22 protein-coding genes are annotated in these 23400 nt (G+C 68.2%); 3 read left to right on the top strand and 19 right to left on the bottom strand.

Annotation, left to right across the window (positions count from 1 at the left end; translation table 11 throughout):
* Positions 1-340 precede the first annotated feature (340 nt).
* Positions 341-1015, bottom strand: a complete 675-nt coding sequence (locus AC3A84_RS06750; RefSeq protein WP_487968834.1) for a histidine phosphatase family protein — start codon at positions 1013-1015, stop codon at positions 341-343.
* A 56-nt stretch (positions 1016-1071) separates the two neighbouring features.
* Between AC3A84_RS06750 and AC3A84_RS06745 the strand changes: the two genes are divergently transcribed.
* On the top strand, positions 1072-1374 hold the full coding sequence (locus AC3A84_RS06745) for a hypothetical protein (RefSeq protein ID WP_487968832.1): 303 nt from the start codon (positions 1072-1074) through the stop codon (positions 1372-1374).
* Positions 1375-1499: 125 nt separating this feature from the next.
* Here AC3A84_RS06745 and AC3A84_RS06740 read toward each other — a convergent pair whose 3' ends face one another.
* The 6 genes from AC3A84_RS06740 to AC3A84_RS06715 form a co-directional block, all read right to left on the bottom strand.
* Positions 1500-2219, bottom strand: a complete 720-nt coding sequence (locus tag AC3A84_RS06740) for a VOC family protein (RefSeq protein ID WP_487968831.1) — start codon at positions 2217-2219, stop codon at positions 1500-1502.
* A complete protein-coding gene (locus AC3A84_RS06735) occupies positions 2216-3100 on the bottom strand; it encodes a PhzF family phenazine biosynthesis protein (RefSeq protein WP_487968829.1) in 885 nt (294 codons plus the stop codon). The genes AC3A84_RS06740 and AC3A84_RS06735 overlap by 4 nt, the downstream gene beginning before the upstream one ends.
* Positions 3101-3232: 132 nt before the next feature.
* Positions 3233-3853: a glutathione S-transferase family protein gene (locus AC3A84_RS06730; protein WP_487968828.1), complete on the bottom strand. Its 621-nt coding sequence runs from the start codon at positions 3851-3853 to the stop codon at positions 3233-3235.
* Positions 3854-3872: 19 nt separating this feature from the next.
* Positions 3873-5087: an aminotransferase-like domain-containing protein gene (locus tag AC3A84_RS06725; protein ID WP_487968827.1), complete on the bottom strand. Its 1215-nt coding sequence runs from the start codon at positions 5085-5087 to the stop codon at positions 3873-3875.
* Between the two features lie 151 nt (positions 5088-5238).
* The gene (locus tag AC3A84_RS06720) at positions 5239-6225 is read right to left on the bottom strand and encodes a DMT family transporter (protein WP_487968826.1); all 987 of its coding nucleotides are present in this window, start codon (positions 6223-6225) and stop codon (positions 5239-5241) included.
* 39 nt (positions 6226-6264) lie between these two features.
* Entirely contained in the window at positions 6265-6864 is a 600-nt protein-coding gene (locus AC3A84_RS06715; RefSeq protein ID WP_487968825.1) for a LysE family translocator, read from the bottom strand.
* Positions 6865-7027: 163 nt separating this feature from the next.
* Here AC3A84_RS06715 and AC3A84_RS06710 point away from each other — a divergent pair, with 163 nt between their 5' ends.
* Both AC3A84_RS06710 and AC3A84_RS06705 read left to right on the top strand, forming a co-directional pair.
* Positions 7028-8497: an aminotransferase-like domain-containing protein gene (locus AC3A84_RS06710; RefSeq protein ID WP_487968824.1), complete on the top strand. Its 1470-nt coding sequence runs from the start codon at positions 7028-7030 to the stop codon at positions 8495-8497.
* A gap of 351 nt (positions 8498-8848) precedes the next feature.
* Positions 8849-10927 (top strand): putative bifunctional diguanylate cyclase/phosphodiesterase, encoded by a 2079-nt coding sequence (locus AC3A84_RS06705; protein ID WP_487968823.1) that lies wholly within the window; start codon positions 8849-8851, stop codon positions 10925-10927.
* Positions 10928-10952: 25 nt separating this feature from the next.
* Here AC3A84_RS06705 and AC3A84_RS06700 read toward each other — a convergent pair whose 3' ends face one another.
* The 12 genes from AC3A84_RS06700 to flgB all read right to left on the bottom strand — a co-directional run bounded on the left by AC3A84_RS06700 (position 10953) and on the right by flgB (position 23390).
* Entirely contained in the window at positions 10953-12188 is a 1236-nt protein-coding gene (locus AC3A84_RS06700) for a YuxH family protein (RefSeq protein WP_487968822.1), read from the bottom strand.
* Between the two features lie 207 nt (positions 12189-12395).
* On the bottom strand, positions 12396-13646 hold the full coding sequence (flgL, locus tag AC3A84_RS06695; protein WP_487968821.1) for a flagellar hook-associated protein FlgL: 1251 nt from the start codon (positions 13644-13646) through the stop codon (positions 12396-12398).
* Between the two features lie 44 nt (positions 13647-13690).
* Positions 13691-15712, bottom strand: a complete 2022-nt coding sequence (gene flgK / locus AC3A84_RS06690; protein WP_487968820.1) for a flagellar hook-associated protein FlgK — start codon at positions 15710-15712, stop codon at positions 13691-13693.
* Between the two features lie 16 nt (positions 15713-15728).
* Positions 15729-16691 (bottom strand): flagellar assembly peptidoglycan hydrolase FlgJ, encoded by a 963-nt coding sequence (gene flgJ, locus AC3A84_RS06685; protein ID WP_487968819.1) that lies wholly within the window; start codon positions 16689-16691, stop codon positions 15729-15731.
* Positions 16692-16783: 92 nt separating this feature from the next.
* Complete coding sequence (locus AC3A84_RS06680; protein WP_487968836.1) at positions 16784-17866, bottom strand: flagellar basal body P-ring protein FlgI; 1083 nt, start codon at positions 17864-17866, stop codon at positions 16784-16786.
* Between the two features lie 294 nt (positions 17867-18160).
* Positions 18161-18859 (bottom strand): flagellar basal body L-ring protein FlgH, encoded by a 699-nt coding sequence (locus AC3A84_RS06675; protein WP_487968818.1) that lies wholly within the window; start codon positions 18857-18859, stop codon positions 18161-18163.
* Between the two features lie 28 nt (positions 18860-18887).
* Positions 18888-19670, bottom strand: a complete 783-nt coding sequence (gene flgG / locus AC3A84_RS06670; RefSeq protein WP_092942109.1) for a flagellar basal-body rod protein FlgG — start codon at positions 19668-19670, stop codon at positions 18888-18890.
* A 40-nt stretch (positions 19671-19710) separates the two neighbouring features.
* Complete coding sequence (flgF, locus tag AC3A84_RS06665) at positions 19711-20451, bottom strand: flagellar basal-body rod protein FlgF (RefSeq protein WP_487968817.1); 741 nt, start codon at positions 20449-20451, stop codon at positions 19711-19713.
* A 43-nt stretch (positions 20452-20494) separates the two neighbouring features.
* Complete coding sequence (flgE, locus tag AC3A84_RS06660) at positions 20495-21751, bottom strand: flagellar hook protein FlgE (RefSeq protein WP_487968816.1); 1257 nt, start codon at positions 21749-21751, stop codon at positions 20495-20497.
* Between the two features lie 58 nt (positions 21752-21809).
* Complete coding sequence (locus tag AC3A84_RS06655) at positions 21810-22463, bottom strand: flagellar hook assembly protein FlgD (protein ID WP_487968815.1); 654 nt, start codon at positions 22461-22463, stop codon at positions 21810-21812.
* 43 nt (positions 22464-22506) lie between these two features.
* Positions 22507-22911: a flagellar basal body rod protein FlgC gene (gene flgC, locus AC3A84_RS06650; protein WP_487968814.1), complete on the bottom strand. Its 405-nt coding sequence runs from the start codon at positions 22909-22911 to the stop codon at positions 22507-22509.
* Positions 22912-22958: 47 nt separating this feature from the next.
* Entirely contained in the window at positions 22959-23390 is a 432-nt protein-coding gene (flgB, locus tag AC3A84_RS06645) for a flagellar basal body rod protein FlgB (protein ID WP_487968813.1), read from the bottom strand.
* Positions 23391-23400: the final 10 nt, after the last annotated feature.

Genomic DNA, 23400 nt, shown 5'->3' with positions numbered 1-23400 from the left:
TCGCCCCGCGTACGAAAGTACTCGGGGCGCTTTGCTTTGTGCAGCCTCTTAGGTGCAGAGCCACCTCCATGGGCGCAAATAGCTGAATACGGCAGACCAGCCCGCGCCACCCCAATTGCTTTAAGGCCAAGTGCGGGAAACGCGGGCGAGGGTTAATGGGTGCATTGGGGTGCCCCCGTTTCTCACGGCCGGAAGGCGCTCTGTGCAACGTGTGAAGCTGGGATGTACCGCCATTTGACTCCCAGCCTCTCGCCCATAGTGCTTTCTGATGTATTTCCAGAGCGCTCTTGAGAGCTGCTTCGGTGGCGTATACATACGGAGTAGGCGCTTGACTCCGATTTCACGCATAGGTGATCCATTCCCTGTGATCACTGTCTTGCAGATGTCCAACACCGTTGAACGTCTGCAGCATGATCCTCTTGGCGCTCGTGCTGAGCTCCGTCACAGAGCTGTTCCTCACCCGCATATTCAGGCCGATACCGACCTCTGCCGGGGATCCCAGAATCTGAGTGAGCAGCGCGCCTATGGGCCCCCCGCTGGTCACCATCAGTACCTCATGTCCAGAGTGGTGGCGACGGATGTGTTCGAGCACGCTGTGAATGCCTGTGGAGAATTCGTCCCAGCTGGCCATGCCGGCAGGGCTGATGGTGCCGGCCATCCACTGAGCCAGCGCATCGCACAGAAGGCGGAAATGCTGTTTATAGAGAGCAGGCGTATCGGCTTTGGGCAGCGTTTGGGGGTGGATGGCCTTGATCAGCGCTGCACCGTCGTATTCATTCAGTTCCGGAAACGTCTGTGCCTGCATCCCGTCGGTGCAGAGCCCTTGCGAAATGCCCTCGAGCGTCTCCCGGTGCCGCCGCAGGGTGCCTGTCAGCACCGCGTCGAACCGCAGACCTTGGCTTCGCCAGTACTCGCCCAGGCGATGCGCCTGTCGATGCCCAAGCGGGCTGAGCTGATCGTAATCGTCGGCTCCAAAGGAGGCCTGAGCGTGGCGCACGAGGTAGAGGGTTCCCATCGGCGGATTCTTGAGCCGATGTGCCTCCGACATTTGTCGCAAAAGCGACGAATGCTATGGAATCAGAAGCGCTATGCCGTGGTGCCCCGAGGTTCTGCACTGCTCGCTACGGATGTGTGAAGCGTGATGTGCAGTTGGCTGGGGTTGATCGTCGTGATTCCGGGCAGGATGCGCCGAGGGAGTCACAAGACACGGTGAAACTCTTTCAGCTTGCGCAGGCCGGCGGCTGCAAAAAGCGCCTACGCATCGACTTCCCGTCGATCAACAGCAAGGCCTATGCACCAGCCCCGAAAGCGGCGGAGCGGATGCCTCGGCCGCTGTTTCCCTCTTGGCGCCACGTCATGGGTATTGGCGGCTGACGGGTGCCTGAGCCAGCAGTAGAAGTGCAGCTGCACGACCAGCGAGGACCTTCTCGAGAGTTCTCTCCGAACCGCGTGGGAATGCCGTGGGAGATTCGTGGCTTGCGGTCTGCGGAGGGCCTGCTTCAGGCTGTGGACGCGAGCGAAGCCCATTGCACCATACCGCGCGGTGTCGCCAGCGTGGCCAGGATCTTCGGCTGCACGGCCGGGGTGATCTGCACCCGCTGTAACAGGCCGGCTGCGCCGCAAGCGCGCGCCAGCAGCTGCGCTTGCGGATGTTCCAACTGCAGCGACTGCAGCGTGACGCCGCTTGCGGGCAGGCTGTAGCAGGGATGGCGGTCGCGCCACTGAATGAGCGTGGGCAGACAGCCGTCCAGCAGGCGCTGGCCGTCCGGCCGCAGGGTGATCTGCCATTGGAGCGGGCCCAGCGGCGTGGGGCGGCTGGCCTGCACGATGTCGCCCCGGTCCAGCCCGCAGCCGGCTATGGCGCTGCGGGCGGGCGCCAGGTCCGGCACCGAGGCCACCCAGTGGATGAGCTGCGGCCCCTGACTGCGCACCCGCACCTGCAGGGCCTCGTCGTCCATGTCGAACCAGCGTCTTGCGCCGTTGGCCGGGGCGTCTTTAGCTCCTGGATTGATAGCGATGATTTCCAGATAGGCGCGTGGATGGGCGGGCCCGGATAGCTGGAGCAGGCGGTTGTGCGTGCCCATCAGCGGGTGTTCGCCGCCCATGGCCGGAGCCACGCCCAGGGTGCGGCGGCACCAGTCGGCGCCGGCCTGCAACGAATCGGCCATGACCACCAGGTGGTCGATGGCGCAGCGGTGCAGTCCGTCGGGCGTGGTCATACCAGGACCTGCCCGTCCACACAGGTGACCGAACTGCCGCCCACCCAGATGGTGTCGCCGTCCTGCTCCACATGCACGCGGCCGGCGCGGCCCATGGCCGTGCCCTGCGCCGCCACGTACTGCGGCGGTGCAAGATGGGCGCCGATCAGCCACTGCGCCAGCGCAGCGTTCAGGCTGCCGGTGACGGGGTCTTCGACCATGCCGCTGTTGCCCGGGAAGAAAGCGCGCACCTCGAAGGCGGTGCCACCGGGGGCATCGGCCGCCTGATTGGCGATGACGCCGACCTTGCCGCGCGGGCCGACCACGCCGATATCCAGCCCGCCGAGCACCGCGGCATCGGGCCGCAGCGCCAGCACGCGCTCGGCGCTGCCCAGCATCACGCCGCGCCAGCGCGGGCCGTTGTCGCACCAGGCATGGGCGAGGATGTCCGAGCGCTGCAGGCCCAGGCCGCGCGCGATCAGCTCCACGTCGGCTTCATCCAGCGGGCCGCTCTTGAGCAGCGGCGGCGCGGCGAAGGCGAGGCGGCCGCCGTCCTGCCGCAGCGTGATGAGGCCGGCGGCACATTCCTGCACCACGCGGCCGGGCGTGCGCGGTTGCCCACCCGCTTCCAGCCAGGCGTGGCAGCTGCCCAGAGTGGGGTGGCCGGCGAAGGGCAGCTCGCGCCCCGGGCAGAAGATGCGGACGCGGTAGTCGGCACCCGCTGCCGCGCCGGCATCGGTCGGCGGCAGCAGGAACGTCGCCTCCGACAGGTTGGTCCAGTTGGTGAAGTGCTGCATCTCTTCCGTGCCGAGGCCGGTGCCGTCCAGCACCACGGCGAGCGGGTTGCCCAAGTAGGGCTGTTCGGTGAAGACATCGACTTGCTTGAAGAGGCGTTGGCGCATGGATCGCTTTCGTTGGGGCTTGCAGGACAAAAGGAATTGGACTGGCGGATAGCGCGGGCAAGGCTCCGCCCGTGCGCCGCAGCCCGCAGGCGATCGGCGCTGAAAAACGGTGGGCGGAGCGGTCTGAAGACGTCAGCCCAACGGCTGATCCAGCACGCCGCGCGCGCCGGGCCGGTCGCACAGCGCCTGGAACCATCGGTCCAGGTGCGGGCGGGGCGTGCGGTCGCGGGGCAGGCCATACCAGCGGTGGATTTCGCAGCCGGCCGGGATATCGGCCATGGTGAAGCGGTCGCCCGCCAGGAAGGGCTGGCGTTCCAGCTGGGCGTCGAGCAGGTCCAGCAGCGGCTCGGTGGCGGCGATGGACTGGACGATGCGGGCCTCGTCCCGCTCGGCAGCCGGCGTGCGCACCCATTGCACGAAGGCATCGCGCCCCGCCGGGTTCAGCGTGGTCTGCTGCCAGTCCATCCACTGCTCGGCGATGAAGCGGGCGGGGATGGTGTCCGGGTACAGGTCGCCGCCCGAATGGCGGGCGCACAGGTAGCGCACGATGGCGTTCGATTCCCACAGCACGTAGCCGTCGTCCTCGATCATCGGCACCAGGCCGTTGGGGTTCTGGCGCAGGTAGTCGGGCTCGCGCACCAGGCCGAACTGGCCGCCGGCATCGGTGCGCTGCAGCGTCAGGCCCAGTTCCTGCGCCGTCCAGAGCACCTTGCGGACATTGATGGACGTAGGGCGTCCCCAGAGGCGCAACATGGCGTCGTGCTCCTCCGGCTCAGGCCAGTGCGGCGGCCGCGGGCGCGGCGCTGCGTTCCAGGCGCGCGCGGATGGCGCCGGCCAGGGCGGCGATGCCGGTGGCGATCTGCTGGGCGCTGGCCGTCACGAAGGACAGGCGCAGCGTGCGCGGATCGGCATCGTCGGCGTAGAAGGCGGCGCCGGGCACGAAGGCCACGTTGCGCTCCACGGCCTCGGGCAGCAGGGCGATGGCGTCCATGCCTTCCGGCAGGCGCACCCACAGGAACATGCCGCCGTCCGGGCGGTTCCATTGCACGTCCAGGCCGGCCATCTCGCGTTCCAGCGCGGCCAGCATCGCGTCGCGCTGCTGTTTGTAGAGCTGGCGGATGGTGGGCACGTGGCGGTCGAGGAAGCCGTCCTTCATCACCTCGGAGACCATGCGCTGGTTGAAGCTCGGGCTGTGCAGGTCGGCGGCCTGCTTGGCCTGCAGCAGCTTGGGGTAGAGGGCCTTGGGGGCCACCAGGAAGCCCAGCCGCAGCCCGGGCGCAAGCACCTTGGAGAAGGAGCCCAGGTAGATGCTGCCCTCGGGATTGCGGGCCGTGAGCGGCAGCGCGGGCGGCTGGTCGAACCACAGGTCGCCGTAGGGGTTGTCTTCGATCAGCGGCAGGCTCAGCTCGGCGGCGCGGGCCACCAGTGCGGCGCGGCGCTCCTCGGGCATGGTGCGGCCGGTGGGGTTCTGGAAGTTGGGCAGCACGTAGAGGAAGCGCGCGCGGTCGGCACCCGTGCCCACCTTGGCCGCCAGGTCGTCCACCCGCACGCCGTGGTCGTCGCTGGCCACGCTGACCACCGTGGGTTCCATGGGCGAGAAGGCCTGCAGCGCGCCCAGGTAGGTGGGCGTTTCCACCAGGATGCGGCTGCCCGGGTCGATCACCACCTTGGCGATCAGGTCCAGGCCTTGCTGGGATCCGGTGGTGATCAGCACCTGGTCCGGGTCCACCGACCAGGGCAGCATGCGGGCCACGGCTTCGCGCAGCGGCAGATAGCCTTCGCTGGCCGCGTATTGCAGCGCGGCCTGGCCGTCTTCCTGCAGCACGGTGGCGCAGGCCTGGGCAAAGGCGTCGATGGGGAAGGTCTTGGGCGAGGGCAGGCCGCCGGCCAGGCTGATGATGCCGGGCTTCTCGGTCACTTTCAGGATCTCGCGGATCACCGAGGGGTTCATCTTTGCGGCGCGTTGGGCCAGGGTCCAGTTCGTCATTTCCGGTGATCTCCATGAGGCGCCGCTCCATGCGTGGAGGCGATGCGCTGTTGTCGTCGTTGCAGGTCGGCCGTTGTGCGGCCGGGGGTGGCTTTGCGGGTGGAGCCGCTGGGGAGCTTAACCGCCAGCAGAGCCCGTGCCAGTGGGGGTTTCAAGAGGTCGGGCATGGCCTTTCTGCCCGGGGCGCGGGTGGCGGCCGCACCGGCATGCGCCGGCCCAGGGCCACGGTGGCCAGCACCGCCAGGCCGAAGCCGATGCTCACCGCATCAAGCCGCTCGCCCAGCAGCGGCACGGCGGCCAGCATGCCCAGGAAGGGCTGCACCAGCTGCACCTGGCTCACGCGCACCGTGCCGCCCAGGGCCAGGCCGCGGTACCAGGCGAAGAAGCCCAGCCACATCGAGCCGATCGACACATAGGCGAACGCGCCCCAGGCCGTGGCCGGCAGCGGAGCCTGCGGCCAGGACAGCGCTGCGAGCGGTGCCGACAGCGGCAGCGAAATGACCAGCGCCCAGCAGATCACCGCATCGGCCCGCATGCGCTGCGACAGCCGCGCGCCGAAGGCGTAGCCCACGGCGGCGCAGAGCATGGCCGCCATCAGCAGCAGATCGGCCGGGTGCAGTGCCAGGCCCGCGGTGCCGGAGCGCAGCACGGCGAAGGCCACCACCAGGGCAGTGCCTGCCATGGCGCAGAGCCAGAAGCCGCTCGAAGGCCGCTGCCGGTGCAGCAGCGCGGCTACCGCTGCCGTGGCCAGCGGCAGCAGGCCGACGATGACGCTGGCATGCACCGCCTGCACCTGGCGCATCGCCAGCGAGGTGAGCAGCGGAAAGCCGAACACCACGCCGCTTGCCGTCACGGCCAGCGGCAGCCAGTCCGCCCGCTGCGGCAGCGGCGCGCGCCGGGCCAGCAGCAGCGCGGCAGAGAGCAGGCCCGCGACGGCGGCACGCCCCATGGCGATGAAGAGGGCGCTCATCTGCGGCGCTTCGGGCGAGCCCACGGCCAGCCGCGTCATCGGCAGCGTGAGCGCGAAGATCGCCACGCCCAGCAGGCCGAGCCAGAGGCCGCGCGTTTCGGCGCTGGCGCGCGCTGGGGCCGCGGCTGGGCCCGGCGGCGGGGAGGTTGAGGATGCGGCAGTTGCCATGGCGGGCCTTGTTCTCTGGGGTGGGCGTGTGGTGACGGCTCAGGCCGTGGTCATCCAGGCGGCGGTGGCCACCAGCACGGCGGCCATGGCGCGGTTGAACCAGAGCAGCCGGTGGCCCTGGGCCAGCCACTGGCGCAGCAGCGCGCCGGCAGCGGCATAGGCGAGGTTGCTGGCGAAGGCGAAGAACAGCATCACCAGCGTGACCCAGGCCAGGCGCGGCATCGCATCGGGGCGACCAGCGATCCAGCCGGCCACCAGGGTGAGGGCCAGCAGCCAGGCCTTGATGTTGAGGAACTGCAGGCCCACGCCCTGCCAGAAGCCCACGTTCAGCCGGGCCGCATCGGCCTGCGACATGCGGCCGCTGCGAGCGAGCTTGCAAGCGAGATACAGCAGATAGCCGATGCCCACCGCCTTGACGGCCAGCCGCAGCAGCGGCGCGGCCACCAGCAGTGCGCCCAGGCCGCCTGCGCAGAGCAGCAGCAGCGCCGTCCAGCCCACCGGCACGGCGCAGACGAAGCGCATGGCGGCCGGCAATCCCCGGTTGGCCGCCAACGCCGTGGACAAGGTGGTGTTGGGGCCGGGCGAAAAGCTCATGGCCGTGGCCAGGGCCAGCAGGGCGGTGAATTCGACGAAGGGCATGGCGAGTGGGGCGTTCGGTGTGGCGGTCGTTGACGGATGTCATGCAGACACCGTGAAGTCACTGTAGGATTGATTCCATTACAGTTCCAGTACAGACAGTGTTGCAGTTGCATGATCTGTATTGGCTCATGTAGCGGCACAGCTGCCGACCCATGCCGCACCGATGCTCACTCGCTCTTCCGACCGTACCCTGACCGAACAGCTCGCCGAGCGCTTTGCCGAACGCATCCGCTCGCGGCTGCTGCCGGCCGGCGCGCGCCTGCCCTCGGTGCGCGAATGCGCGCGCCAGCAGGGCGTGAGCCCCCACACCGTGGTCTCGGCCTATGACCAGTTGCTGGCGCAGGGCCTGGTGGAGGCGCGGCCCCAGCGCGGCTTCTTCGTGCGCGACTATCTGCAAAAATCGCCTGCAGCCCAAGATTCACCTGGGCAGGTTGCTATTAATAGCGTAGCAAGCCTCCCGTCCCCTCTGGGCAGCATTGGTGTGCGCGTGTCGGGCTCGCACATCAACGCCACGGCGCTGATCCGCGGCATGTTCCATCAGGCCTCGTCGCTGCCGCAGCCCGGCACGGGCGTGTTTCCGCCCGAATGGCTGGAGGAGGCGCGCTTTCTGCCCGCCGCCGTGCGCAAGATCACCGGCAGCCGGTCGCTGCAGGACGGCTCCCTGAGCTATGGCGAGCCCATGGGCGACACCGCGCTGCGCCAGGCGCTGTCGCGGCGGCTCACGGCCATCAACGTGCATGCGCAGCCCGAACAGATCATGACCACCGTGGGTGCCACCCAGGCGCTGGACATCGTGAGCCGCACGCTGCTGAAGGCGGGCGATCCGGTGATGGTGGAGGAGCCCGGCTGGTCGGTGGAGTTCGCCCGGCTCGACGCCCTGGGCATGCGGGTGCTGCCCGTGCCGCGTGGGCCCGAGGGGCCCGATCTGGCCGTGATGCAGCGCTATTGCGAGGCACACGCGCCCAAGCTCTTCGTGAGCGTGAGCGTGCTGCACAACCCCACGGGCTACAGCCTGTCGCCAGGCCGCGCGCACCAGGTGCTGCAGCTGGCGCAGCGCCACGACTTCCACATCGTCGAAGACGACACCTACGGCCACATCGCGCCCGACCACGCCACGCGGCTGGCCGCGCTGGACGGGCTGCGCCGCACCATCTACGTGAACGGCTTCGCCAAGATCCTCGCGCCCAACTGGCGCGTGGGCTATCTGGCCGCGCCGCCCGCGCTGGTCGAGCGGCTGCTGGACACCAAGCTCTTGTCCACCCTGACCACGCCCTCGCTGCTGGAAAAGGCCCTGGCTCTCTGCATCGACCAGGGCCAGCTGCGCCGCCACGCCGACCGCATGCGCCAGCGCCTGGCGCAGGCGCGCGCGCGCAGCGTGCAGCTGGCGCTGGAGGCGGGCTGCCGCTTCGCGTCGGAGCCGGCCGGGCTCTTTGGCTGGGTGGAGACGGGCGTGGATACCGACATGCTGGCCCAGCGCATGCTGGACGAGGGCTATCTCATCGCCCCTGGCGCACTCTTTCACGCCACGCGCCAGCCCTGCACGCTGATGCGCATCAACTTCACCACCACGCAGGACGTGGCGTTCTGGAAGGTGTGGGCGCGGGTGATGAAGGAACGGGCGGGGCCGCGCTGAGGCGGGGCGCGCCGAGCCGGCCCCCGGCCGAGTCCCGATAGGGAGCCAAGCCTGCTGGATCGGGTGTTGGCAGATAATTTTTCCGCCGTGCTGCCTGGCGTCGGTGGATGATCTGCCGCGAGCTCGCCCCATGCCGTGTGACGTGCAGCGGCGGTGGCGCTCGTGCTTCCGGGCCCGCGTGCTGGCCGTGCGCCGCTCGGCCAGGGAGCGGGGCCACGGACAACGCGTCATGATTGAGGACGATGGAGGGAAACACGCGATGAACCACAGACGGATTCTTCATGTCACCGCGAGGGCGGGCCATCAGTGCGAGTGGGCCCGGGGGGCGCTGCCAGCGGGCGGCGCGATCCCATGCTCTTGCCCGACGCCATGAAACCCGGTGGGGCGCAAGCGGGGCGCTCCGGCGCCGCGCAGCCCGGAGCCGAGGCGGCGCCCGGCCCGGGCCAGCCGCTGGAGGCGTACGGCGTGCTGGAACTCATCAGCCATGCCGTCTGGGTGTTCGACATCGACCGTGGCCGCATGGTCTGGGCCAATCAATTGGCGTTGCAGATCTGGAATGCGGCGTCCCTGGATGAGCTGTGCAGTCGCGACATGGGCGCGGACATGTCGCCGGCCGTGGCCCGTCGCCTGCGGCAGTACCAGCAGGATTTCGAGCATTCCACGGCGCGCTTCACCGAGCAGTGGACGCTGTACCCGAATGGCCAGCCGCTGACGTTGCACATGGTCTTCTGCGGTCACCGGCTGGCGGATGGCCGCATGGCGCTTTTCTGCGAGGCGATGGACCGGCAACAGCCGTCCGATCCGGAGTCGATCCGCAGTGTGGAGGCTTTGCTGCACACCGAGGTGATGATCTCGATGTATGGCCCGCGTGGGCGCCTGCTCTACCGCAATCCCGCCGCACGTGAACGACTGCCCGAGCCGCGGCCCGGCGGGCTGAACTACATCATCGACCGCCACCAGCGTGCGCTCCTGCGCGCTTCGCTGCGCCGGCAGGGGGAGGCGCGCATCGTGGCCCAGGTGCAGACCCGTCAGGGCGAACGCTGGCACGAGATATCGGTACGGCGTTGCCGGGATGCGGTGACCGGCGTTCCGGCCTGGCTGCTCAGCGAGGTGGATGTCAGCGACGTCAAGGATGCGGAAAGCCACGCGCACTACCTGGCCCAGCACGATCCGCTGACGGGGCTGCCCAACCGCAGCTCGCTGGTGGCGTGCTTTCAGCCGGCCCTGGAGGTCCTCGGCAGAAGCGGCCGGCAGGCCGCGCTCCTGTTCATCGACCTGGATCACTTCAAGGACGTCAACGACTCCTTGGGCCATGCGGCGGGCGATCAGTTGCTGGTCGAGATCGCCCGGCGCCTGCGCTCGGAAACCCGCCAGGGCGATTTGATCGCCCGGCTGGGTGGAGATGAGTTCTTGGTGCTACTGGCGACCGAAGGTGTCGTGAACGAAGCGAGCGCGCCGATCGAGCGCATCCGCAAGAGCATCTCGCGCAGCTTCATCCTCGGCCAGACCCCGGTTCGCGTCACGTCCTCCGTCGGGCTGAGCATCTTTCCCCATGACGGCCTTTCCATCGGTGAGCTGCTGCGGCGCGCCGACATGGCCATGTACCGCGCCAAGGAGCGGGGCCGCGACGGCATATCGCGCTACTCCGCAGATCTGGCGGTCAAGGCGCAGATGCGCCTGGCGCTGGAGGTCGAGCTCGGCCGCGCGCTGGAGAACGGCGAGATGGAGGTGTATTACCAGCCTCGGCTGGATATCGCCAGCGGACGTATCGTTGGTGCCGAGGCGCTGGTGCGCTGGAACCATCCGCAGCGCGGCCTGGTCCCCCCGGGAGATTTCATTCCGCTGTGCGAGCAGTCGGGGCTGATCCTGGCGGTGGGGCGGTTCGTGCTGGAGAACGCGGTACGCCAGCAGGTGGCGTGGGCGGCCCAGGGCTGGCCGTTGCTGATATCGATCAACCTGTCGCCGCGTCAGCTGGCCGATGCGCAACTGCTCGACAGTTTTATGGAAATCCTGGAGCGCTGGGGCGGCGACTGCAGCGCCCTCGAGCTGGAGATCACGGAGTCCATGCTGCTGGGGCACGACAAGCAGACGGTGCAGACGCTGGAGCAACTCGGGCAGCAGGGCTTTCGCATCGCGATCGACGATTTCGGCACGGGCTACTCCAATCTCGCTTATCTGCAGCGCTACCCGTTGCAGACGCTGAAGATCGACCGGACTTTCATCCAGAGCATCGCGGACAACGCGCCGATCACCGACCTGATCATCTCCATGTGCCGCATCCTTGGCCTGCATATGGTTGCCGAGGGCGTGGAGACCGAGGGCCAGCTGCAGTGGCTGTCCTCGCGGGGCGTGCATGAGTTCCAGGGCTTCCTGTTCAGCCGGCCGGTGCCGGCACCACGCTTCGAGGCGCTGCTCGCGACGCAGCTCTGACGGCCGGGCCGCGTGTCCGAGCGCCCTAGGCTCCGAGGTCGGCCAACATGCGCAGCAGGGCGCGGTTGATGGCCTCCAGGTCCATCTCGTGCGTTTCGGCCAGCTGGCTGATCGCTGCCATGTCGTCGGTCTCCAGCGCACAGGCCATGTCCAGGCTGGCGGCGTAGGGGCCGGTGCGCAGCACGATGGCGTCGTAGATCCGCTCAGAAAGAGGGAGGCGGCGCAGGATGGTGCCCAGCGGTTCGGCCAGCAGGTCGTCGAGCTGCGAAAAAAGGCCGCACATGTAGACCTCGCTGCGCAGCTCGTTTTCCACGCCGGCGTCCAGCAGGCGCTCGGTGAGCCGCGCGCGCAGCACCATGGATTCTCGGATGGGGCGCAGGTCGGGCTCGGTGGCGCAGTGCGGCAGCTGGTCCGACAGCCAGCGCTGCAGCGAGCCATAGCCCATCATCACCAGGCCGCGCCGCAGCGAATCGATGCCCGTGCGCAGGCCCAGTGCGGCCGAATTGGTATAGACCATGAAGCGCCAGGCCAGCAGCGGGTCCTCGCCCAGGATGTGTTCAAAGGCGTCGAGCGACTGTTCGGCATCGATGGCGCGCATCAGCGCGTGAACCGTGTCATGCGCGGGCTGCAGCGGGTGGTGGCGCATGCTGTAGAGCACGTCCTCCAGTGGCCAGCCGGCCACGGCGACGGCGCGGTGCTCGTCCAGGCAGTGCTGCATCAGCGCGCGGCTGGCGAGGTTCTCGTACATCTGGCCGTCGATCACGGGGCTGGCCGGTCCGGTGGGAGCGCGGGCGGCCTGGCGCTGGGCGGTGGCGTGCGCAGCGCGTGCCTGCAGCGCGGTGGCCGCGTCGGCGGGCGAGAGGCTCAGCAGGCTGTTGTCGAAGCAGCCGGCCACGGCCGGCTCGGGCAGTTGCTCCACCCCGCCGCGCCAGACCAGTTTGAGGCCGCGGCGGTGGGCGGCCTCAAGCCGAGCATGCAGGGCCGCGTCTTGCTGCAGCCACTCGCCGCGCACCTCGATCCAGGGGCTGCCTGCGGGGGCTTGTTCCAGCAGGTCGGCCAGCAGCTGGCGATTCTGCGGCGACAGCAGCAGCCGTGGCGAATGCGAGGACCACAGCTCCTGCAGGGTGCGCAGCAGGTGCGGTGCATCGACGGCGGTGCTGCCGTCGCTCTGCACGTAGAGCTGCACGCCCGCCAGCCGCCGCTGTGCGTTCCACAGGGGGCGGTAGCCGAGAACGAGATTGCCGAGAACGGATTGAGCCATGGGATGGAGTGATGCTGTCCGGTGCGCCGGATGATGGCGCATTGTCAGAGACCATGCCGCATGCGGGTGCGCGGCCTGATGTGGGAAAACCACGGGCCCGGCGCTCGGCTGCCGGCGGGCTCGCCCGGTAGCCGAGCGCCGGGGCTTGGGGCGCCACGTCGCAGCGCATCGTGGCTCCGACGCACTGTAGTGGTAAAGCTGGCGTTATCAGCTGATGAAGTTGAACAGCGAGAGTTTCTGCACCTGTGCGTAAGACTTGAGCGCGGCCTCGTAGCCGATCTGCGAGTTCTGGAAGTCCGAGATGCCCTGGACCATGTCCAGGTCTTCGGCGCGGGAGCGGTCGGCTTCCAGCTGGATCGAGCGGTTTTGCTGGTCGCCGGTGATGCGGTCGGCGCGGTTGAGCAGCTCTCCTGCATACCCGCGCATGTTGTGCAGCTGGTCCAGCCCCTTGTCGATGGCGGCCAGTGCCTGGCCCACGGCCTGTGTGGAGCCGTTGTTGTTGATGGCGCCACCGATGTTGCGCACGGCCGAGTCGATGCTGCTGAAGATGCTGGCGCTGGGCTTGAGGGTGACTTGGTCGCCCGCGGCCGGCGTGCCGTTGATGGTCACGCTCATGCCAGGAACGCCGCTCACCGCAATGGTGGCGGGCTTGTCGGAAGGGTAGTCCGGCAGCGTCACCGGGGCCGAGGTGGTGTTCGTGGTGAGGTTGGTGATGGTGTAGGTGGCGCTGGTGGTGCCGGGGGTGGCCCCCGGGCCGACCGGGTTGAAGGTGATCTGGTAGTCGTTGCCCGTGAGCTGGCTGGGATCGGAGACCTTCACTGCGTCGGTGGTGAAGGTGCGGCCGTTGGGCACGTCGCTGATGGTGGCGGTGTACACGCCGTCGCGCTTGACGTCGAACATGAAGGCGGATTGGCCGTCCAGCGTGCTGGTCAGGGCCGTGCCGGTGCTGGCGCCCTGGCCGGGCTGTCCGGCGAACGAGTAGTCGGGCACACCCGATTGCGGCCCAAGGAAGGGCGTCAGCTGGCTGCCGAGCGCGCCCAGCAGCGGAATGCCGTTGGTGTCCTTGCGGTTGGCCACTTCGGTCAGTTGTTCGCGCAGGCTGGCGATCTGCTTGACGTAGGTCACGCGGTCGTCGGACTTGATGGTGCCGCTGCCTGCGGCTACGGTCAGCTGGCGGATTTCCTGCATGATGCCGACCGCATCGCCCAGCGTGGATTCCGCCTGTGAAATGGCATTGCGCTGGATCTCCAGCGCGCGTTGCTCGGTCTGGATGCGCGAGATGCGCGTGAGCGAGCGCTCGGCCTGCGCCGAGGCCACCGGGTCGTCGCTGGGCCGCACCACGCGCTTGCCTGACGTGAGCTTTTCCTGCAGGTCGGCCAGGTTGGTCTGTCGTGCGCTGAGGTTCGTCAGCGTCGCGTCGAACATGTTGGCCGTGCCGACGCGGTAGAAATTGGTCATGTGATGCTCCGTGCGGTGGACTGCATGCTTGCCTGCGCCGGCCCTTAGCGGCCCATGGTCTGGATCAGGCTGTCGAAGACGTTCTGAGCGATCTGCAGCACCTTGGCCGAAGCCTGATAGGCCTGCTGGTACTGGATCAGCTTGCCGGCTTCCTCGTCCAGGTTCACGCCCGAGACCGCAGTGCGGTCGGCCTCCAGATTCTTGGCGATGGAGGAGGACAGGTTGGCGGCGTACTGGGCGCTCTGCGTGCGCGTGCCCACTTGGGCCATCAGGCTGGCATAGCCGTCGCTCAGCGTGGAGTCGTCGAACATCTTCACGTCGCGCAGATCCATCAGCGCCTTGCCGTTGCCGGCATTGCGGGTGAAGGCGTCGCCGAACTGCGCGTCCCGCGAATTGCCGACGGTGACCGAATCGCCGTCCTTGGGCGCGCCTTGCAGCGTGATGGACCAGCCGTCGATCTCGATGGGCTGGCCCGAGGTGTAGGGGACCACCGTGACGCCCGGAGTATAGGCGGCCGCGGGGTCCACGCTCAGCGGCCGCGTGGTGGTGCCCGAGACGGTGTAGCCCGAGGGCGGCCCGGCCACGAAGCTCAGCTTCACGCCGCCGCCGGTGGTGGCCGGCGCGGTGGGCGAGGGCGGCAGGTTCAGGGTGCCGGTCGAGACGATCTGACCCGTGGCGGCATCGCGCTGGCGGCCGGTGGCTTTGAGCGAGGCCAGCTGCATCGAGCCGGCGTTGGAGGCGGCCATCGAGGCGTTGATCGGGTTCGCGACGGCCAGGTCGCGGGGGGAGTAGATGGATGCCTGCAGGTTGGACGCTGCAGTGGCAAAGGGCTGGAACAGCACGCGCTCGCCGGCCGTGCCGGCGGTGGTCAGGTTGAACTGCAGCCCGTCGATGGTCTTGCTCGACAGGTCGGTCAGGTCGGTGAAGTTGGTGGCCTGGCCGTCAGACAGGCGCACCACCTGGCCGCCCGGCGGCGTGCTGAAGCGCACCTCGTAGTTCGAAGCGGCAAAGCGTGTGGGGTCCGAAAAGCCCACCGAGCCCTGTGCGGTCCCGGTGGTGTAGGCCTGGGCGGAGGTTTGCTGGGTCAGCAGCGCCTTGCCGGGCACGCCGTCCAGCGAAAGGCCCAGCTTTTGCTGGGCGTTCATGGACATGCTGATGCCCTGGGCCATGCGGCCCAGCAGGTTGCTGGACTCGGCCAGGTCGTTGTTGACGAAGCGCAGCAGGCCCGGCGCTTCGCCCCCGCCCAGCATGCCTTCATCCAGTTCGACGGACGTTGCGCCCGGGCGGTTGAAATACATCCGCATCTGCCCGCTGCCGGGGAACTGCGACGACTCCTGCACCGACAGCGTGGTCGCCACGGTACCCAGCACCAGGGGCTGGCTGCCCGCCACGAAGAGGCCCACCGTGCCGTCGTCGGCGGCCACCTGCGAGGTCTGCACGTACTGGTTCAGCTCGCGGATGAGTTGATCGCGCGAGTCCAGCAGGTCGTTGGGCGTCTGGCCGTTGCCCTTGGTGCGGGCGATCTGCTCGTTCACGTCGGCCACGCTCTTGGCCAGCGCGTTGATCTTTTCCATGTTGCCCGTGAGCTGCTGCACGGCCGAATACCGCACCTCGCCCAGCTGGTCGGCCGCCGAGCGGATGCGGCCGGCCATTTCGTTGAGCCGCGTCAGCGTCACGGTGCGCGCCGTGATGTCGCTGGGCGCCGCCACCACGTCGGCCAGCGAATTCATCATGTCGGTGATGGAGGCGCCCAGCCCCGAGGCGCCGCCCTTGAAGATGTCCTGCACCTGCGCCAGCCGCTGCGCGCGAACGGCATCGGCCTGCTGGACGGAGCCGGCAGCTGCCGACTGTTTGGTCAGCAGCTCGTTGTAGTTGCGCTGGATCGTCTGCATGTCCACGCCCTGGCCGATGTAGCCGCCGCCCGTGAACTGGCCTTGCACGGTGCGCATCGACACCGTCTGGCGCGAATAGCCGGCCACGTTCACGTTGGCGATGTTATGGCCGGCCGTCTGCAGGGCCACCTGGTTGGCCAGCAGCGCGCGGCCTCCGACGTTGAGCAGGCTCATGGAGTCAGTTCCTCGATCACACCTGCGTCTGCGACACGTTGCGCGCCACACTCGTGGGCGCCACGTTCAGCGTGCTCTGGATGGCACGGCTGAGCTTGTGGGCGTATTGCGGGTCGGTGGCGTAGCCGGCCTTCTGCAGCTCGGCCGCGTAGGCCACGGCCGAATGCGTCTTGGCGCGAGCCTTTTCGTAGCGCGGGTTGTCGTTGATGAGATTGGCGTAATCCTTGAACGAGTCCTCGTAGGAATCGTAGGCGCGGAACTTGGCCGTCACCTTGCGCGCAACGCCGCCCACGTATTCGGTGGTGGTGACTTCGGCGACCTTGCCCGTCCACCCCTTGCCGGCCTTGATGCCGAACAGGTTGAACGAGTTGCCGCCCTCCCTGGTGCGGATCTCGGCGCGCCCCCAGCCGGTCTCGTGGCCGGCCTGGCCCAGCATGAAGCTGGCGGGGATGCCGCTTTCCTGCGCCACGCGCTCGGCGGCAGCGCGGTGGTGCTGCACGAATTTTTCGCGGCCCTTGGGCGCTGGCGCCGTTGCATCCACCGGGGCGGACGCAGAGCTGGAGCGCACGCCGTTGCTGCGCAGGCGCAGACTGGCGTCCAGCCCGAGCGTGGAGCCGGGCACCAGGGTCGCTTCGGTGTCGCCGCCCATCTGCTTGGTCAGCTGGCGCTGGATGGCTTCGGAGAGGCCACCGGGCCGGCCCGACATCTGCACCGACAGCTGCTGGTCGAACATGTCGCTGGCCATGTTGCCTTCGGCGCCTTCGAGCAGGCCGGCTTTCATCGTCGCCTCGCGCATGCTCTTGATCATCTCGCGCATGAAGAGCGACTCGAACTGCTTGGCCGCTTCCTTGGCGGCGTCGGGGCTGTTCTTGCCCGCCTGCATCTTCAGCGCGTTGAGCGAGCGCGCATCCACCGCCAGCGACTGTTGGCTGGACATGGAGGGCGAGGGTGCGGTGGACAGGGCGGAGGAAAGGGCCATGGCATGCGCTCCTGCAGGGGCTCAGCGACGCGCCGGCCGGCGGGCGGCGGCGCAGCGGAGCGGAAGGGAAGGACGGGGTCCCGACGTCATGGTCAGATGACCTCCAGTTCGGCGTTCAGCGCGCCGGCGGCCTTGATGGCCTGCAGGATGGCCAGCAGGTCTTGCGGCGTGGCACCGAGCGAATTGAGTGCGCGCACCACGTCGGCCAGCTGCGGCGATGCAGGCATCTCCAGCACCTTGCCGCCCTCTTGCTTGACCTGGATGTCGCTCTTTTGCGCCACCACGGTCTGGCCTTGCGACAGGGCGCCAGGCTGGCTGATGACGGGCGTGGAGCTGATGCTGATCGACAGGTTGCCGTGCGCGATGGCGCAGGGCCCCAGCGTCACGGCCTGGTTCAGCACGATGGAGCCCGTGCGGGCGTTGATGACCACCTTGGCCGATGGCACGGAGTCGGGAACGGGCAGCTCCTCCAGCTCGGCGATGAAGTTCACGCGGCCACCGGGGTCCTGCGGCGCGCGCACCTGCACCGTGCGGCCGTCCAGCGCGGTGGCCGTGCCCGGGCCCAGGCGGCTGTTGATGGTCTGGGCCACCTTGCGGGCGGTCTGGAAGTCGGAAGAGTTCAGGCCCAGGCTGATGGTGTCGCCATCGTTGAGCGGCGTGGGCACTGCGCGTTCGACCTGCGCGCCCTCGGGAATGCGGCCCGCGCTCAGGTGGTTGATCTGCACCTTGCTGCCGCCAGCGGCAGCGCCCGCGCCACCCACCACCAGGTTGCCCTGGGCCAGCGCGTAGATCTCTCCGTCGGCACCGCGCAGCGGCGTGGCGATCAGCGTGCCGCCCTTGAGCGACTTGGCGTTGCCCATCGAGGAGACGACGACGTCGATGTTCTGGCCCGGCTGGGCGAAGGCCGGCAGCTGCGCGGTGACGATCACCGTCGCCACGTTCTTGAGCTGCGGCGCCGTGGTGCCTGGCGGCAGGCTGATGCCCATCTGCTGCAGGTAATTGGACATGGCCTGCGTGGTGATGGGCATCTGCGTGGTCTGGTCGCCCGTTCCGTCCAGGCCCACCACCAGCCCGTAGCCGGTCAACTGGTTGCTGCGCACCCCCTGCACGGCCGCCAGCTCCTTGATGCGCAGCGCATGCGCAGGCTGGGCTGCGAGCAGCGCGCCCAGAAGCATCGCCAGCGACGCCAGCGCCAGGCGGGCGCGCGGAAGGCTGGCATGGCGCAGCGAGCCGGAGGCGAAAGGGGCGGTCAGAGCTTTCATGGGCTCGATTGTGAAAGCGGGGCGTTTCGGGGAATCCCGAAAAAGACGCCGGTTCACCCGCCAATTGCCGGCAAGGCGCGCTGTTGCGCGCCTTGCCCGATATCCTGGCAAAAACGGCTGCGAGCGCCCATTCAGTGGGCGCTCGCAGCTATGAATAACGTAGCAAGTGATGCGCGCCCGCCGGCCATTTCGGCCGGGGCGCTTCCGTCAGAACGGCGCGACCGAGTTGAACGCGCGCGAGAGCCAGCCCATGGCCTGCGCCTCGCTCTGCGCGCCGCGGCCGCGCGACTGCAGGCGTGCATTGGCCACGAGCGTGGAGCTGACCACGCTGCCCGGCTGCAGCGAGCGCGGGTCCACCGTGCCGGAGAAACGCATCACGTCCACGTTCTCGTTCACGCCGATCTGCTTTTCGCCCGCCACCACCAGGTGGCCGTTGGGCAGCACCTCGACCACCGTGGTGGTGATGGTGCCGGTGAAGGTGTTGGTGCTCTCGGTGCCGCCCTTGCCCGAGAAGGCATTGCTGCTGCTGGCGCCCACGCCCAGCTTGCCCAGCGCGCCACCACCCATGAACGGCAGCGCGGTGATGCCGGCCTTGGTGTCGGAGGTGCGCCCCACCGTGGAGGTGGAGTTCTGCTTGGCCGACACGTTTTCCACGATCTGGATAGTGACCACGTCGCCCACGAGGCGCGCGCGTCGGTCCTCAAAGACGGGCCGGTAGCTGGCCGAATGGAACAGGCTCCCGGTGGCCGGGCCCGTAGGGCGGACCGGCGGCGCGATCATGGGCGGCGCGGTGGAGACCAGATCGACCGGCGGCGGCGGATTGAGCGGGGCGCAGCCGGCGGCGGCTGCCAGCAGCGACAGGAGGGTGCCCAGGCGCAGGACGCCGGTGATGGCAAGGCGGTTCATGGCGTGTTTCCTTCGGGTGCGCAGCGCATCACAGCTGCGCGAGCTTGGCCAGCATCTGGTCGGACGTCTGGATGGCCTTGGAATTCATTTCGTAGGCGCGCTGGGTCTGGATCATCGTGACCAGCTCTTCCACCACGTTGACGTTGGAGGACTCCAGGAAGCCCTGGCGCATCACGCCCAGGCCGTTGGTGCCGGGCGTGCCCTGCTGGGGCTGGCCGGAGGCGGCCGATTCCTTGTAGAGGTTCTGGCCCACCGGCTCCAGGCCGGCGGAATTGATGAAGCTGGCCATGGCCAGCGACCCCAGCTGCTGGGGCTGCGTGTTGCCCGGCAGGGTGGCCGTGACGATACCGTCCTCGCTGATGTTGAGGCTGGTCGCGTTGCCCGGCACCGTGATGCCGTTGGCGACCGGCAAGCCGTTGGAGTTGACGATGCGGCCTTGCGAGTCGAGCTGGAAGGAGCCGTCGCGCGTATAGCCGATGGTGCCGTCGGGCATGGTCACCTCGAAGAAGCCGTTGCCGTTGATGGCCACGTCCAACCGGTTGCCCGTCTGTTGCAGGCTGCCTTGCGTGAAGTTGCGGCTGGTAGCCACGGTGCGCACGCCCAGGCCCAGGTGCAGGCCGGTGGGCAGCTGGTTCTGCTCGGTGCTTTGCGCGCCGACCTGGCGCAGGTTCTGGTAGATCAGGTCTTCGAACACCGCGTTGTTGCGCTTGTAGCCGGTGGTGGAGACGTTGGCCAGGTTGTGGGAGATCACGTCCAGCTGCGTCTGCTGGGCGCTCATGCCGGTCTTGGCGATCCAGAGGGAATTGATCATGGCGATTCCTGGGGCTGTCGGTGGGGGGCTGCCGGGTGCATCAGCCGTTCAGGCTCAGCAACTGGGCGGCGGTCTTGTCATCGCTCTCGGCGGTCTGCAGGAGGCGGATTTGCTGCTCGAACTGGCGCGAGGCCGCAATCATTCCGACCATGCACTCCACCGCGTTGACGTTGGAGCCTTCGGTGGCGCCTGCCAGCAGGCGTGCGTTCTGGTCGGCGGGCAGCGGATCACCCGATGTGGAACGGAACAGTGTGTCGTCGCCGCGCTTGAGCGGGTCGTCTTCCGTCGGCGTGACCAGCTTCAGCCGGCCCACGGCCTGCGGACGCTGGCCGGCGATGGTGGCGGTGAGCGTGCCGTCCGAGCCGAGCGTCACGTCGGCGCCTTGGGGCAGCTCGATGGGGCCGCCGCCGTCGGAGAGCACGGGCAGGCCGGTACGCGTGACCAGCTGGCCGGTGGGCGTCACCTCGAACGAGCCGGCGCGCGTGTAGGCCTCGGTGCCGTCCGTGCCCTGCACGGCGAACCAGGCTTTGCCCACGGCCATTGCGTCCAGGTTGCGCCCGGTGCGCTGCACCGGGCCGGGGGCGTCGTTATGGCCGGAGGTGGCTTCCAGCCCGAACACGCGGGTCGTGGAGCCGCCGCCCTGGATGGGCACCGAGCGGAACGTGGACATCTCGGCGCGGAAGCCGTCGGTGGACACATTGGCCAGGTTGTTGGACAGCACCGCCTGCCGGTGAGAGGCGGCGCTGGCGCCGGTCATGGAGGTGTAGATCATGCGATCCATGCGATGTCTCCGTCAGGTGGCGATGGGGGCTGCGGGAAAGGCGTCAGCGCAGGTTGACCAGCGTGGACAGCACCTGGTCCTGCGTCTTGATCGTCTGGGCGTTGGCTTGGTAGTTGCGCTGCGCGGTCATCATGTTGACCAGTTCGGCCGTCAGGTCCACGTTGGAGTCTTCCAGCGCGCCGGAGCGCAAGGCACCCAGGTTGCCGTCGGTGGGCGTGCCCAGCACCGGCTGGCCGGACTCGAAGGTCTCCACCCAGCTGTTGTTGCCCACGTCCGAGAGGCCCTGCGTATTGCGGAAGGACGCCAGCGCCACCTGGGCTTCGGCACGGGTCACGCCGTTGGAATAGCGCGTCATGACCATGCCGTTGTTCTCGATGTTGATGCCGGTCAGCTGGCCCGATGTGTAGCCGTCCTGCTTGAGGTCGGACACGGCGAACTTCTGGCCGAACTGGGTCACCTGGTCGAGCTTCACCTGCACTTGGTAGTTGGGCAGGCCATTGGGGTTGGGCGGGCTCGGGGCGATGGTCAGCGGCAGCGAGAAGCCGCTCGCCGGTGGCGGCGCGACCGGACTGACGATGGCGCCGTTGCTGTCGAACGTGATCTGGCCCACGGGCGTTGCGGTGGTGTCGAGCGAGTCGTACACGTCCCAGGTGTTGGCCGAATTCTTGGAGAAGTACAGGCTCACCGGCTTGGCAACGCCCTGGCCGTCATAAACGTTGATCGAGGTGCCGTAGGTGGCGCGCGGCGTGGCCGGCACCGGCGGGGTGGCCGTGGGATCGCCTGCTGCGTTGACGGCGCGGGCGTCGAGGTTGAACGAGGCGGTGATGTTCGCGGTCTGTTTGGCCGGAATGGGGGCTGTGGTCGGGAACTGCAGCGGCATGGCGTTGCTCGCCGTACGTGTGCCGGTGACCGGGTCGATGGCGTAGCCCATCACCTTGGCGCCGTTGTTGGTGACCACGTTGCCGTTGGTGTCCAGCTTGAAGTTGCCGGCGCGGGTGTAGGCGCGTGAGCCGTCAGACTGCTGCAACGTGAAGAAGCCGTTGCCGTTGATGGCCACGTCCAGGCTGTTGCCGGTCACGGAGACGTTGCCCTGGTTGAACTGCTGGGCGACCGCCGCCACTTCCACGCCGATGCCGGAGTTGGTGCCGCCTGCGGAGCCGATGGCATTGGCCACCATTTCGGCGAATTCGGCGCGGGACGCCTTGAAGCCGGTGGTGCCGGAGTTGGCGATGTTGTGGCCGATGACGTCCAGGTTCTTGCTGGAGGCGTTCAGCCCGGAGAGGCCTTGCTGGAAACTCATGGTGTGCTCCTGTGTGGGGCGGGTCGATTCGGTGGTGCAGGTGAGGGCGGGGCGCGGTTCAGAGCACCGCGCGGATCTGGTCGTAGGCCACGGTGTCGCCTGTGTCCAGCGTGAGGGTGAGTGCTCCGTTGTTCGAGCCCGTGCCGGCGACCTTGGCGGCCTGCAGCGTCGTGGCCTGCACCGACGTGCCGTCCGTGGCACTGGCCGCGACCCGGAAGGTGAGCGTCGAAACGTCGCCCGCGTACTTGCTCGAATCCCATTGGAAGGACTGGCGGCCCTTTTCCTGTGCGCCCATCTCCACCGTGCCGACCACCACGCCGCCGGGCGTGACGATCTCCACGCGCGTGTTGGCGGCAGCGCCGGACAGCTCGAACTGCCCCTTGCTCACGCCGCTGGACGTGCTGAGCTTGTTGCCCTCGGCCAGCACCGAGCGGCCGATCATCTGCGTGCCCTGCAGCGTTTGCATGGTGGAGAACTGCGCCGCCATGGACTGCATCGTCTGGTTCAGCGTCTGGATGCCCGAGACGGTGTTGATCTGCGCCATCTGCGAGGTCATCTGCGCGTTGTCCAGCGGGTTCATCGGGTCCTGGTTGTTCAGCTGCGCGACCAGCAGCTTCAGGAAGCGGTCCTGCATGGCGGCCGGGTCCGTCGTGGAACTGGCGGAACTGCCGGAATTGACGGTGGCGGTCGAGCCGACGGGGTTGAGGATCATGGCGAGTGCTTTCGTGCGGGTGGGGGCAGGGCGGCGGAGGTGCTCACTGGCCCATCTGCAGGGTCTTGAGCAGCAGCGTCTTGGCGGTGTTCATCACCTCGACGTTGTTCTGGTAGGAGCGCGAGGCGGAGATCATGTTGACCATCTCCTCCACCGCGTTCACGTTGGAATGCGTGACGTAGCCGTCCGCGTCGGCGGACGGATTGCTCGGGTCGTGCACACGGCGGCCCGGCACCTGGCTCTCCTCGATGGCGCTCACGCGCACGCCGGCCGCGCCTTCGCCGCCCATGGGGGCCGTCTGGAACACCACCTGCCGGGCCTTGTACGCCTGGCCGTCCGGGCCGGCGACGGCGTCCACGTTGGCCAGGTTGCTGGCCACCGCGTTGAGGCGCTGCGACTGGGCGCTGATCGCGCTCGACGAGACGTTGAAGATGGAGAACATGGACATGGTGTCGTCGCTCTTTCTGCGGGGCGTGGGCGGGTGCGGCTACGCGGTCACTGGCCCTGAATGGCGCTCAGCATGGTCTTGGCATTGCCGTTGATGAAGCGCAGCGTGGCCTCATAGCGCACGGCGTTGTCCATGAAGGCGGCCCGCTCGCGGTCCATATCCACGGTGTTGTTGTCCAGGCTGGGCTGGGTCTCCACCGCGTATCCCAGCGTGCCGCCCGCGAAGCTGCCGATGGTGGGCGACGGCAGCGGGATGTGGTGCGGATCGCTCACGCTCTGCTGGCGCAGCTGATTGCGCTCCGAGGTGGGGCTGGAAGCTTGCGAGACCTCGCGCAGCGCATCGGCAAACTTGAAATCCCGAGCCACGTAGCCGGGGGTGTCGGCGTTGGCGATGTTGCTCGCGATGACACGCTGGCGCTCGGAACGCAGCAGCAGCGCGTTGCCGTGGAAATCCAGTTGGTTGGTCATCTTGTCGAGCATGGCGTCCTCG

It is taken from the genome of Paracidovorax sp., assembly GCF_057642795.1.
Note: the sequence above shows the minus strand (reverse complement) of the source record. Positions and strands in the feature narration are given on the sequence as shown.